We start from the raw sequence: 11,632 nt of genomic DNA, 5'->3' as shown, positions 1-11,632 counted from the left end.
GGCATGGCCACCACGGCATGTGAGCAAGACCTTCGCGAGTCACTGCAAGACGCCTGACGGCTTTTGCGGTGGCGACCGACCAGACGCTGGCATTCCGCCAGCCGGTCGGCAACGCGAAGGAATAATCCGATGGAACTGCTCGTCAATCCCGAAGTGTGGGTCGCGCTCGCCACCCTCACCGCCCTGGAACTCGTCCTGGGCATCGACAACATCATCTTCATCTCGATCCTGGCCGGCCGCTTGCCGGTGCAGCAACGCGATCGTGCGCGCAAGCTGGGAATCCTGCTGGCCGCGGTGACCCGGCTGGGGCTGCTGTTCACCATCGCCTGGATCATCGGCCTGACCGCGCCACTGTTCACCGTATTCGGCCACGCGTTTTCCTGGCGCGACCTGATCCTGATCGGCGGCGGCTTTTTCCTGATCGCCAAGGCCACCCACGAGATCCATCAGCGGGTCGACGGCCCGCCTGCCCACGTCACCGCTGTGGCGGCAGCCACAGCGACGTTCGGCGGCGTGCTCGCGCAGATCATGGTGCTGGACATCGTGTTCTCGCTGGACTCGATCATCACCGCAGTCGGCATGGTCGAGCAGCGCTGGGTGATGGTGACCGCGATCGTGATCTCCATCGTCTTCATGCTGGCGTTTGCGCGGCCGATCAGCGAGTTCGTCGAGCGCCATCCGACGGTCAAGGTGCTCGCGCTGAGTTTCCTGCTGATGATCGGTCTGGTCCTGATCGCCGACGGCTTCGGGCTGCACATCCCGAAGGGCTACGTCTATGTGGCGATGGCGTTCTCGGTGTTCGTGGAACTGGTCAACCTTTGGATCCGGCGGCGGGAGCGGGCGGCCGCGACAGCCGAGGCGCCGGGAAGCGAGCCCGCCTAGGGTCGGAGGGAAAGGTTTGCGGGCGAAAGAAACCGGCGGGACCCCCGCCGGTTCCGGTGTTGCAGTGTTGGCGCCGCAGCGCCTGCGCACTTACTGGCGCGGGGTCCAGCGCAGGGTCAGGTGCCATTCGCGACCGGCCTGGTTGTAGTAGGCGGCGGTGCGGTAATCGCGGTCGAACGCGTTGGCCAGCCTGGCCTGCACGCTCAGCGCGTCGGTGAGCGCGTACTCGGCGCGCAGGTCGAGGGTGGCATAGCCCGGCAGCGACACGGTGTTGGCGACGTCGTCGTAGCGCGAGCCTTCGGCAATCCCGGTCAGGCCGAAACGGAAGTCGCCGAAGGCGCGGTCCAGCGAGGCCCGTGCGCTCTTGCCGGCGCGGCGCGGCAGCTCGTTGCCGTCCTGGAAACCGCCGCTGCGGTTCTCGGTATCAACGACGCTGAAGCTGGCATCCACCGTCCACGCGGCGACCTCGCCGCGGACGCCCAGCTCGGCGCCGCGCATGCGCGCGCGGTCGACGTTACCGGGCAGGCCGATGGCGCCGTCGAAGGCGATCAGGTTGTCGACCTTGGTGTGGAACGCATCCAGATCCACGTTCCACCCGTGGCCGCTCCAGCCCAGGCCGATCTCGGCGGTCTCCGACTCTTCGGGCACCAGGTCGGGGTTGCCGAAGTAGGGGTAGTAGAGGTCGAGGAAGTTGGGCGCCTTGAACGCGGTGCCCCAGCCGGCCTTGACGCGCCAACCGCCGGCGATGTCCATGCCCCAGCCCAGGCCGCCGGTGGTGTGGCCGCCGAACTGGTCATTGTCATCGCGGCGCACGCTGGCCTCCAGGCGATGTGCGCCCAGGCGGGACTGGACCTGGGCGAAGGCGGCGCGGTTGGAGCGCGAATCGACCTCGTAGGCGGTGTCGCCGGAGACCTGGTCGCGTGACCAGTCCGCGCCCAGCGTGAGCACGTGGGCGGGGGCGAGGGTCAGGTCGGCCTGCAGCGTCGCGCTGTCGCGATCGGTGCTGAAGCCGCCCATGAAGGCCTCATCCTTGTACTGGTCGGAGGAGTCCACGTTGCGGCCGGCGGTCAAACTCAGCTTCGCGCGCTCGCTGGCCTGCCAGGACAGGTTGCCGCCGACGACCTGCTGCACGGTCTCGGCGTAGTTGGTGTAATCGCCGTCGTACTCGTTCTCACCTTCGCTGCGCATGGCGTGCAGTTGCAGCTGCCAGGCGTCGTTGAAGTCGTAGCCGCCGCGCAGCGAGAGCGCATTCTGGATGTAGCCGTCCTTGTCAGGCTCGGGCGCCGCAAGACCGCAGCCGCCGAACGGACTGGGCGCGGGGTCGCAGGCATTGAAGCCCTCGGTGCGCTGGAAGGCGTAGTCCGCTCCGAACCAGCTGCGCTGCGTGCGCCCGCCAAAGCCGGTGCCGAACTCGTGGGCGCCGTTGCTGCCGCCACCCACGTGCATGCGCGGGGCGAAGCCGGCGTCGCCGTCGCGGCGGGTGAAGATCTGGATCACGCCGCCGATCGCGTCCGCGCCGTACAGGCTGGAGCGCGGCCCGCGCACGATCTCGATGCGCTCGATCAGCTCGACCGGCAGGTTCTGCCAGGCCGCAAGTCCCGAGGTCGAGGAGCCGATGCGCACGCCATCCACCAGCACCACGGTGTGGTCGGAATCGGCGCCGCGCAGGAACAGGCTGGTCAGCTTGCCGGCGCCGCCCTGGTTGGAAATCGAGATGCCCGCGCGGCCGCGCAGCAGGTCGGTCACGGATCGGGCCTGGCTGCGCTCGATGGCGTCGCGGTCGATCACCTCCGCCGGCGCCAGGACATCGGCGACCGGGTTGACGGTGCGGGTGGCGGTGACGATGACCTGGTCCAGGTCGGTGGCCTGGGCCAGCGGCGCGGGCGTGGGCGCCGCGTTGGCGGCGGTGGCGAAGGCGGCTACGGCCAGGCCGGCCGCAATGGCTGCGGCAAGCACGGTGGGGGTGGATCGCATGGGTGGTTCTCCTTGCGCATGCCCCTCCGTCCCCGGGGTGGCGATGCGTTGCATTGCGGGAGTCGCAACGCGGGAACCGGGCAGCAGGCGGGCGCAGGGCGCAATCTCGCCGCCGCCATGCCCTCCGCATCGCAACCAGTCGACTTCGTGGCCGGTCTCCGGACTTGCGGGGCGTCAGAACCACGACACCAACCACGGCGCCTTCCCATGCCGGAGCACAGTGGCGGTGAGCCGTGACGGGACCTGCCAATGTGGCCGATCCCCTCGCTTACCGTTGCGGGGGCAGTGCCGGCATGGCCGCTTTGGCGACGTCACCGGCTTCCCGTTTCAACCCGTTGGCATGACGCCGTCAGGTCACCTCGAAGCGGGCGCATTGTACGCCATCGAGCCGGCGCTCAGTCGGATTCGTGTTCGTCGGGGCGGGGGGCGACGGTGTCGGCGGTCAGCACGGTGGTGGTGACCGGTCCTGCGGGGGGCGCATGGCGCGGCGGTGGCAGCTCGTCGATGGCGGCTTCCGCGGCAGCCACCAGTTCGCTGCGACGCTCCTGCGACACGTCCTGCCAGTGGCAATCCTGGAGCGCGCCTTCGATCGAATACAGCAGGTTGAGCGTGGGCCGGAAGCCGGCGCGCTTGACCCGCATGAAGGCCTCGACGGGGCCGGCTTCCACCAGGTCCCCGCGCGTGCGCAAGCCGACCTGGTGCAGCCACGCAGCGGATTTGGGCCCGATGTTGCGCAGCTTGTCCTTCAAGCCAGCGAGTCCACGAACACGGCGGCGAGCGTCTCCAGCCCGTGCTGGTCATCGGCGTCGAAGCGGTTGAGTTCGGGGCTGTCGATATCGAACACGCCAATCAACTCGCCACCCGCGACCAGCGGAACGACGACCTCGGAGCGCGACGCGGAGTCGCAGGCGATATGACCGGGGAAGGCGTCGACGTCGGCAACGCGCTGGGTCTGCCGGGTGCTTGCCGCGGCGCCGCAAACGCCCTTGTTCAGCGGAATGCGAACGCATGCCGGCTGGCCCTGGAACGGCCCGACCACGAGTTCGTTCCCGTCATGGAAATAGAACCCGACCCAGTTCAGCGCGGGCAGCGCGTGATAGACCAGCGCGGACAGGTTGGCGGCGTTGGCAATACGGTCGTGCTCGCCGGCGAGCAGGGATCGCGCCTGCGACGCCAGTTCGGCGTATTGCTCCGGCTTGCTGCCGGAAAGCGTGGTGGCTGTGAACATGGCCGCCAGTCTAGCTGACAATAAAAAACCCGGAGGCTTGCGCTTCCGGGTCTGTCTTCCCGCCGGGGCGGAAAAGAGGCCAGTCTTACTTGGCCTTGGATGCCTTGCTCGCGTTCTTGGCGAACGACTGGGTCTTCTCGTTGACCGCATTGGCGACCTGCTCGGCGCTGGACTGGGCGGTCTTGGCGGCCGAGGCAAGCTGCGACTTGCTGATGTCTGCGATCTGCTCGTTGGCCTTGCTGCTGTGCTCCATCACCTTCTGGGTGACGGCGACGCCGCGCTCGAGGTTCTCGCGCGCCACCTGCACGCCCTTGGGCCAGATGTTCTTCATGCCATCGGCATCACGCACTTCGGCGGCTTCGCCGAGGAAGGCGAACGTGGCGTTGGCGCGGTCCTGGATGGCGGCCAGCTGCAGGGCGAAGATCGACTCGGTGCTCTCGATCGCCAGGCGATTGACCTGGGCGACAGCATCGGCGAATTCGCGGGTAGCGGCGGCAAACTGCTCGTTGAACTGGGTGTACATGACGGACTCTCCTGCTGATCTCGACAAGAGGTTTGTCGATTTGTGCGTTGCAGCATATCGCGCCTTATGGTGCGATGCAACATATGGCGTTCAGGTCCGTTCAGCCTGGCTTTCAGCGTGCGTCCAAGCCGTCGTAAAAGAGGTCAGCCGCGATAGCGGCAGCCCGAGGTGCAGGTCTCATGCACGACCACTTCACTGAGCAAGGGCAGCGTCGGCTTCAGGCGGTCCCAGATCCACAGCGCAAGACGCTCGCTGGTCGGGTTCTCCAGCCCCGGCACCTCGTTGAGGTAGTGGTGGTCGAGCTGGTCATAGAGCGGCTGGAACGTGGCCTTGATGTCGGAGAAATCCATGATCCAGCCGGTGTGCTCCCCGGGCTCGCCTTCCACGTGGATCTCGATGCGGAACGAGTGGCCGTGCAGGCGCGCGCACTTGTGGCCTTCCGGCACATTGGGGAGCCGGTGCGCCGCCTCGAGGGTGAAACTCTTGAAGATGTTCATGGTCCCCATTGTATCGGCACGGCGTGGCGCGCCCGGTGCCACGACCTGAATCAGCAGCCTTGGCGATTCGTCGCCAGCGTGGTGTGGTGGCAAGATGGAGGGACATGGAAACCCAATCCAAGCCGACGCCGGTCATCGACCTGGCCTCGCTGCGCCACGGTTGCGCCCAGTGTTCACTGCGACAGCTCTGTCTGCCGGCAGGAATCGGTGCCACCGACCTGCAGCAACTGGACGAAATCGTGAAACGCCGGCGCCCCGTCGGGCGCGGCGAACTGCTGTTCCGCGCCGGCGACCGGCTCGGCGCGGTGTACGTCGCCCGCAATGGGGCCTTCAAGACCGTCAGCACCAGCGCGGAGGGCGATGCGCAGGTCGTCGGCTTCCATATCGCCGGCGAGCTGATCGGTCTGGATGCGCTGGGCGAGGGGGTCCACCGCTGCGACGCCGTGGCCCTGACCGCGGCCAACGTGTGCGAGGTGCCGTTCGAGCAGTTGACTGCCGTGGCTGCCCAGGTGCCAGGCCTGCAGCAGCAGTTGATGCGGGTCATCGGCCACAGCATGGCGCGTGATCAGGATCATCTGCAGATGCTGGTCAGGCGCCAGGCCAACGAGCGCATTGCGCTGTTCCTGGTCGGCCTGTGCGAGCGGCTGCGCAACATCGGCGAATCGGCCACCCAGTTCCGGCTGCCGATGAGCCGCGAGGACATCGCCCACTTCCTCGGACTGGCGCTGGAAACGGTCAGCCGTGGCTTCAGCCGGCTGCAGGACGATGGCGTGATCGCCGTGGTCGGGCGCAAGGTGGAAATCCTCGACGCCGTGGAGCTGCAGCGGCTGGCGCAGGGTGGGGAGCTGCCGTGTCCGGTGAAGCGCGGCGCGACGGGCTGAATCGACTGCACGACCCCGTCGCGCGGGCGTTGCGCGTGGGCGTTGTCCCGGATAGCTACACGGTGCGCGGCAGGCAGCCCAGCGCGCTCAGCAGTCCGTGCAGCGCCGGCACCTGCATCAGCCACGGCGAGGCAATGGTGAGCAGGCCGGCGGCAAGCACGAGCAGGCCGGCGCCCAGGCGCCATCCACCGCGCTGTAGACGCTGGCCCAGGCGCGCGCCGGACCAGGTCAGCGAGACCATCAGCGGCAGTGTGCCCAGGCCGAAGGCGGCCATCGTCAGCGCGCCGTTGCGCGCGTCGGCCTGCAGCCATGCCGCGGCGAGCATGGTGGTGCTCAGGCCGCACGGCATCCAGCCCCACAGCATGCCCAGGCCGATCCGCTTGGCACTGGTGTTGGCCGGCAAAAGGCGGCGCTGCAGGGGCCGCAACGTTGCCCATAACTTGCCGGTGCCCGGGCCTGACAGGAATGCCAGGCGCCCCTTACGATCCAGCAGGCGGATGGCGACCACCACCAGCACCAGGCCGACTCCGGCGCGCAGCGCCATCGCGAGCCATTCCACCCGCGCCAGGTCCAGGATGCCGTGGCCGAAGCCGCCGACCAGCGCACCGGCCAGGGTGTAGCCAAGGACGCGGCCCAGGTTCGGTTCGACCGCGTATTTCCAGCTCGCCCGCGGTCCCATCGCCGAGAAGCCCGTGGCGATGCCACCGCACATCGCGGCGCAATGCACGCCGCCCATCAGCCCGGTCAGGAGGGCGGCGCCCAGCGTCAGCCAGTCCAGCGGCATCGTCAGTCGTTCCGGCCCTGCGGGCGTGCATCCACTTCGGCGCCGTCACCGGTCGCCGGCGCTGGCGCGGCAGGCGAGGTCTCCGCGCCGGGCGGATCAAGCTTGCCGGCCCGCGGATCAAGCACCGGGCGGTCGTGCTCGTCCTCACGCAGGATATCCAGCGCAGGGGTATCCATGTCCTCGAACTGACCGCGCTTGACCGCCCATATGAAGGCCCACAGCGCGAGACCCAGGCCGAGCATGCTGACGGGAATCAGGAACAGCAGGATATTCATGATCGACCCTCCGCGGCCGTCAGTCGCGAGCGGGGCAGCGTCGGCGCGGCGGCCGGCGCGCGGGTCAGGCGCAGTGCATTCGCGGTCACGATCAGGGAGGACACCGCCATGCCCAGCGCGGCGATCCAGGGCGTGACCATGCCCGCAGCCGCCAGCGGCAGGGCGAGCACGTTGTAGCCTATTGCCCAGCCGATGTTCTGGTGGATGATCCGTCGCGTCCGCCGGGCGACCGAAATGGCCTCTGGGATGCGCGACAGCGAGGAGCCGGTCAGCACCAGGTCGGCGGCGCGTTGGGCCAGCGCGGCGCCTTCGCCGATCGCCAGCGAGACATCCGCGCCGGCGAGCACGGGCGCGTCGTTGAGGCCGTCGCCGATCATCGCCACGATGCGTCCCTGGGCCTGCAACGCGCGGGCGTAGGCGAGCTTGTCCTCCGGGCTCTGCCGCGCATGCGCGTCCTCGATGCCAACCTGGTGGGCGAAGCGCTCCACCGCGCCGGCGGCGTCGCCGCTGGACAGGTGGACCGACAGTCCCAATTCACGCAGCGACACCACCGCGACGCGGGCATCGGCGCGCTCCGATTCGGCCAGCTGGAAACGGGCCGCTGCCCGCGCGCCGTCACCCAGCCAGAGCCAACCGTCGTCGCTGGCACCGGCCGCAAAACCCGCCTGCCCCAGACGCCACAACCGGCCGTCGACCACACCCTCGATGCCCTGGCCCGGAACGGCGCGGACATCGCGGGCCAGGGGAGCGTCCTCCACGCGCGCAAACGCCCGCGCGATCGGATGGCCACTGTCGCGCTCCAGCGCCGCGGCGATGCGCAGCACCTGGGTGCGATCCAGGTCGCCCGACACCTCCACCGCCGCCAGCGCGGGCTTGCCGTCGCTGAGGGTGCCGGTCTTGTCGAACACGATGTCGGTGGCGTCGGCCAGCCGGTCCAGGGCATTCTCGCGAACTGCCAGCACGCCAAGCCGGGCGAGCGCACCGTGCGCTGCCGCCAGCGCGGCGGGCACGGCCAATGACAACGCGCACGGGCAGCTGATCACCAGCAGCGCCAGGGTGACCTCGAAGGCGCGCGACGGGTCGTAGGCGCGCCAGCCGAAGTACACCGCGACCGTTGCCACCAGCAGACCACTGACGAAATAGTGGGCGATCCGCTCGGCGGTGCGGGCCAGCGCCGGGCGCTGCGCCTGCGCCTGTTCGACCAGCCGCGCCAGTTGCGACAGGCGGGTGGCGCTGCCGGTTTCGGTGACCGCCAGCCGGGCCGGGTGTTCGCGGCAGACGGTGCCGGCGTACACCGGATCGCCCGCGGACTTGTCGACCGGGCTGGACTCGCCGGTGAGCAGCGCTTCCTCGAAGCGCGCATGGGCATCCAGCAGGCGTCCGTCGGCGGGAACGACCTCGCCCACCGCCACGCACGCGATGTCGCCGATCACCAATGCCGGCAACGGGATCGACTCCCGGCTGCCATCGGCCAGTTCACGCGTCGCGAAGGCCGGACGCGCACGGGCCAGCGCATCGACCTGGGCGCTGGCGATGTTGCGCGCCCGCTGCTCCAGCATTCGTGCGATCGAGAGCAGGAACACGAACATCACCGCGGCGTCGTACCAGACGTGCTCGCTGCCGCGGACGGTGCCGACCACGCTGGCAAAATACGCCAGCAAGGTCGAGCCGGCGATCAGCGTGTCCATGCCGAGCTGGCGGTGGCGCAGCTCGCGCCAGGCCCCGCTGATGAACGGCCAGCCCGCGTAGAACACCACCGGCGTGGAGACGAGGAAGGTCAGCCAGCGGAAAAAGTCGCGGGTCGGGATCGGCATCGAGCCGGTCGTGTCCAGGTACAGCGAGCCGGCGAGCATCATCGCCTGCATCGAGCCCAGGCCAGCGACGCCGATGCGGATCAGGTCGCGGTTGCGCTGCCGGCGATGGGCGCGCTCACGCGCCTCGCCACTGGCCAGGTAGGGTCGGTAGCCCAGTGCCACGAGCCGCTGCAACGGTGCCGACAGCGTCGTTTGCGCTGGATCCCAGGCCACCCGGATCCGTCCGGTGACGGCATTCGCGCCAGCCTCCAGCACGCCGGCTTCGCGGGCCAGCACCCGGTCGATCAGCCACGCGCACGCGGCGCAGCGCATGCCGTCAGTGAGCAGGGTGATCTCGCGGCCGCCGGGGATGTCGTGGGCGTGTTCGGCCAGCAGTTCGTCGCGGTCCCAAACGGCAAGATCGACGGGATCGGTATCGACCCGGCCGGCATGCTGGCTGCGCAGCTGGTAGTAGTCGCCCAGGTCGGCTTCACGGATCCACTGCGCAGCCGCCGCGCAGCCATCGCAGCAGAACCGGCGCGATGAGCCATCCAGTTCGACGCGCGCCGGCGATGCGGGGAGCGCTTCGCCGCAGTGGTAGCAACCGTCGGTATCCGCGAGCAGCGAATCGTTGCGCGTGGTGACGCCTGCGCTCATGGCCGCAGCCATTGCACGGACCTACTGGGCCTGCAACGAAGGCCGCAGGTTGGTGGCCTGCTGGCCCTTGGGAAGACGCCCTCTCAGGCGCCAATGCGAGTCCTCCGGCCCCAGCTCGACCTTCCAGTCGTGGCTGTCGTCCAGCTCGGCGTCCACGCGCCAGCCCAGCTCGCCCGGGGCGAGCAGCAACACCGTGTCGCGGGCCGAGTCGGACGGGTGGGCGAGGGTCAGCCGCAGCGGCGCGTTGTGGTCGAACGTTCCACTGACCGGAAGCACCTCAATGAACCCGCCCTCCGCGTCGGTACGCACGATCGCGCTGAGCTTCTGCTCGCTGGCGACCGCATCCGCCCCGAGGTCGGCGGTCTGGATCTGCGCGGTGCGCTGGACATCGTCGCGGACCACGTCGTTGCCGTCGCCACCGGCGATGAAGATCAGGCCGATGCTGGCGATCACCACGGCCGCGGGCAGCGCGATCACCAGCCAGACGATCGGCATGCGCCAGGGCGATTCCGGCTTGTCGTTGGGGTCGGGCGTACTGCCGGGTTTTTCCGGGGTCGGATCGGTCATGGGGTAGGTCCAAAGAAGCTGCTGTCCGCGACCTGGCGGATGCTGCCGTCGGCCGACTCGATGATGAAGCGCACCTCGTGGCGGCCCTGCACGCTGGCCGGCGCGGTGACTTCCACCGGCACCGATGCGACCTGGGCAGCCTGCACGTGCACGTTGGTACCGGCGTCGCGCAGCTCGATCCCGGGCGTCTTGGCGTCCAGGGTGATGCGGTAGTCCTGCTCCAGGTCGGTCTTGTTGACGAGCTTCAGGGTGTAGCCGTTGTCGATGCCGTCGGCGGTGACGCGGTACAGCGCGTTGCGATCGCGCAGCACGTCCACGATCAGCGGGCTGCGCGCGGCGATGCCCCAGGCCCACGCACCGATCAGCACCAGCAGGAGGGCCGCGTAAACGAACACGCGCGGGCGCAGGACGCGGGTCGGCTTTCCGTCGATCGCGTTCTGGGTGGAGTAACGGATCAGGCCACGCGGGTAGCCCATCTTGTCCATGACCTCATCGCACACGTCCACGCAGGCACCGCAGGCGATGCAGTCGTACTGCAGGCCGTTGCGGATGTCGATCCCGGTCGGGCAGACCTGGACGCAGAGCGTGCAGTCGATGCAGTCGCCGGCAAGCTCGGGGTCAGGGCGTGGCAGGGGGACCTCCAGGCTGGCGCCGAATTCGGCGTCGTTCGGCAGCCCGGCGTCGGCGCGCGCCACCTCCATGGCGTTGCCGGCGGCGTCGTGGTGGCTGGCGCGGAACACCAGCTCGTAGGCCAGCACTTTGTCCAGCAAGCCGCGGCCGCGCGAGACCACGTCGCCCAGGCCGCGGCGGCGCGGACCGCGCGGCTCGCCGCGCATCGGGTCGTACGCGATGATCAGGGTGTCACGGTCGAACATCGCGCTCTGGAAGCGCGCGTACGGGCACATGTAGCGGCACACCTGCTCGCGCAGGAAACCGGCGTTGCCGAGCGTGGCGAGGGCGTAGAAGAACACCCAGAAGGTTTCCCAGCCGTTCCAGTCGAACGGCCAGATGCGCTGGCCAAGGCTGACGATCGGGGTGAAGAAACCAACGAAGGTAAAGCCGGTCCACAGCGCGAACACGATCCACAGAAAATGCTTGCTGCCCTTGCGCAGGATCTTGTTGCCGTTCCACGGCCCGGCGTCGAGCTTCATCCGCTTGGCGCGGTCGCCCTCCGTCCAGCGCTCCATCCACAGGAACACCTCGGTCCACACCGTTTGCGGACAGGCGTAACCGCACCAGATGCGTCCGGCCAGTGCAGTGACGAAGAACAGCACCATCGCCAGGATGATCAGCAGCATCGCCAGGAAGGTGAAATCCTGCGGCCAGAAGGTCAGTCCGAACACGTGGAACTTGCGCGCCGGCAGGTCGAACAGGACCGCCTGGTGGCCGTCCCACTGCAGCCAGGGGAACACGTAGTACATGCCCAGCAACCAGAACACCGCCACCTTGCGCAGGCGATCGAACCGGCCAGTGACATCGCGCGGATAGACCTTCCGCTCCTTGACGTAGACGGAGCTTCCGCTGCCGTCGTCAAGGAGGTCGATGTCGATTTTCTTGCTCACCGCAGACTG

Annotated in this window: 12 protein-coding genes and 1 riboswitch; of the genes, 2 read left to right on the top strand and 10 right to left on the bottom strand. The window is 68.7% G+C overall.

What is annotated here, in order from left to right:
• Positions 1-129: 129 nt before the first annotated feature.
• On the top strand, positions 130-882 hold the full coding sequence (locus INQ42_RS10955) for a TerC family protein (protein ID WP_194034292.1): 753 nt from the start codon (positions 130-132) through the stop codon (positions 880-882).
• Between the two features lie 90 nt (positions 883-972).
• On the opposite strand, the gene btuB is transcribed toward INQ42_RS10955, so the two are convergent.
• From btuB to queD, 5 genes are all read right to left on the bottom strand, one after another.
• Entirely contained in the window at positions 973-2,856 is a 1,884-nt protein-coding gene (gene btuB, locus INQ42_RS10950) for a TonB-dependent vitamin B12 receptor (RefSeq protein ID WP_194034291.1), read from the bottom strand.
• Positions 2,857-2,988: 132 nt separating this feature from the next.
• A riboswitch (cobalamin riboswitch) is annotated at positions 2,989-3,233 on the bottom strand.
• A gap of 18 nt (positions 3,234-3,251) precedes the next feature.
• Entirely contained in the window at positions 3,252-3,605 is a 354-nt protein-coding gene (locus tag INQ42_RS10945; protein ID WP_194034290.1) for a TfoX/Sxy family protein, read from the bottom strand.
• Complete coding sequence (locus tag INQ42_RS10940) at positions 3,602-4,084, bottom strand: GAF domain-containing protein (protein WP_194034289.1); 483 nt, start codon at positions 4,082-4,084, stop codon at positions 3,602-3,604. Before INQ42_RS10940 ends, INQ42_RS10945 begins: the two co-directional genes overlap by 4 nt.
• A gap of 85 nt (positions 4,085-4,169) precedes the next feature.
• A complete protein-coding gene (locus tag INQ42_RS10935) occupies positions 4,170-4,607 on the bottom strand; it encodes a phasin family protein (RefSeq protein WP_194034288.1) in 438 nt (145 codons plus the stop codon).
• Positions 4,608-4,750: 143 nt separating this feature from the next.
• The gene (gene queD / locus INQ42_RS10930; protein ID WP_194034287.1) at positions 4,751-5,104 is read right to left on the bottom strand and encodes a 6-carboxytetrahydropterin synthase QueD; all 354 of its coding nucleotides are present in this window, start codon (positions 5,102-5,104) and stop codon (positions 4,751-4,753) included.
• Between the two features lie 104 nt (positions 5,105-5,208).
• Here queD and INQ42_RS10925 point away from each other — a divergent pair, with 104 nt between their 5' ends.
• Positions 5,209-5,985 (top strand): helix-turn-helix domain-containing protein, encoded by a 777-nt coding sequence (locus INQ42_RS10925; RefSeq protein WP_194034286.1) that lies wholly within the window; start codon positions 5,209-5,211, stop codon positions 5,983-5,985.
• A 55-nt stretch (positions 5,986-6,040) separates the two neighbouring features.
• Here the strand turns inward: INQ42_RS10925 and INQ42_RS10920 are convergent, their stop codons facing one another.
• From INQ42_RS10920 to INQ42_RS10900, 5 genes are read right to left on the bottom strand one after another with little or no spacing between them, the layout of a single operon-like run.
• Positions 6,041-6,769, bottom strand: coding sequence for a sulfite exporter TauE/SafE family protein (locus INQ42_RS10920; RefSeq protein ID WP_194034285.1), 729 nt, complete (start codon positions 6,767-6,769; stop codon positions 6,041-6,043).
• A gap of 2 nt (positions 6,770-6,771) precedes the next feature.
• Positions 6,772-7,044, bottom strand: coding sequence for a cbb3-type cytochrome oxidase assembly protein CcoS (gene ccoS / locus INQ42_RS10915; protein WP_194034284.1), 273 nt, complete (start codon positions 7,042-7,044; stop codon positions 6,772-6,774).
• Positions 7,041-9,494 (bottom strand): heavy metal translocating P-type ATPase, encoded by a 2,454-nt coding sequence (locus INQ42_RS10910; RefSeq protein WP_194034283.1) that lies wholly within the window; start codon positions 9,492-9,494, stop codon positions 7,041-7,043. Before INQ42_RS10910 ends, ccoS begins: the two co-directional genes overlap by 4 nt.
• A gap of 21 nt (positions 9,495-9,515) precedes the next feature.
• Entirely contained in the window at positions 9,516-10,061 is a 546-nt protein-coding gene (locus INQ42_RS10905) for a FixH family protein (protein ID WP_194034282.1), read from the bottom strand.
• The gene (locus INQ42_RS10900) at positions 10,058-11,623 is read right to left on the bottom strand and encodes a 4Fe-4S dicluster domain-containing protein (protein ID WP_194034281.1); all 1,566 of its coding nucleotides are present in this window, start codon (positions 11,621-11,623) and stop codon (positions 10,058-10,060) included. The genes INQ42_RS10905 and INQ42_RS10900 overlap by 4 nt, the downstream gene beginning before the upstream one ends.
• Between the last annotated feature and the right edge of the window lie 9 nt (positions 11,624-11,632).

This window comes from Lysobacter avium (genome assembly GCF_015209745.1).
Taxonomy (GTDB): Bacteria; Pseudomonadota; Gammaproteobacteria; order Xanthomonadales; family Xanthomonadaceae; genus Novilysobacter; species Novilysobacter avium.
This window is presented reverse-complemented; position numbering and strand designations above follow the sequence as displayed.

Bases quoted from the DNA above. Each gene is read 5' to 3' on its own strand.
- INQ42_RS10925 (WP_194034286.1), top strand. From the start codon at position 5,209: ATGGAAACCCAATCCAAGCCGACGCCGGTCATCGACCTGGCCTCGCTG.
- INQ42_RS10935 (WP_194034288.1), bottom strand. From the start codon at position 4,607: ATGTACACCCAGTTCAACGAGCAGTTTGCCGCCGCTACCCGCGAATTC.
- INQ42_RS10910 (WP_194034283.1), bottom strand. From the start codon at position 9,494: ATGAGCGCAGGCGTCACCACGCGCAACGATTCGCTGCTCGCGGATACC.
- queD (WP_194034287.1), bottom strand. From the start codon at position 5,104: ATGAACATCTTCAAGAGTTTCACCCTCGAGGCGGCGCACCGGCTCCCC.
- INQ42_RS10940 (WP_194034289.1), bottom strand. From the start codon at position 4,084: ATGTTCACAGCCACCACGCTTTCCGGCAGCAAGCCGGAGCAATACGCC.
- INQ42_RS10905 (WP_194034282.1), bottom strand. From the start codon at position 10,061: ATGACCGATCCGACCCCGGAAAAACCCGGCAGTACGCCCGACCCCAAC.
- INQ42_RS10955 (WP_194034292.1), top strand. From the start codon at position 130: ATGGAACTGCTCGTCAATCCCGAAGTGTGGGTCGCGCTCGCCACCCTC.
- INQ42_RS10920 (WP_194034285.1), bottom strand. From the start codon at position 6,769: ATGCCGCTGGACTGGCTGACGCTGGGCGCCGCCCTCCTGACCGGGCTG.
- ccoS (WP_194034284.1), bottom strand. From the start codon at position 7,044: ATGAATATCCTGCTGTTCCTGATTCCCGTCAGCATGCTCGGCCTGGGT.
- btuB (WP_194034291.1), bottom strand. From the start codon at position 2,856: ATGCGATCCACCCCCACCGTGCTTGCCGCAGCCATTGCGGCCGGCCTG.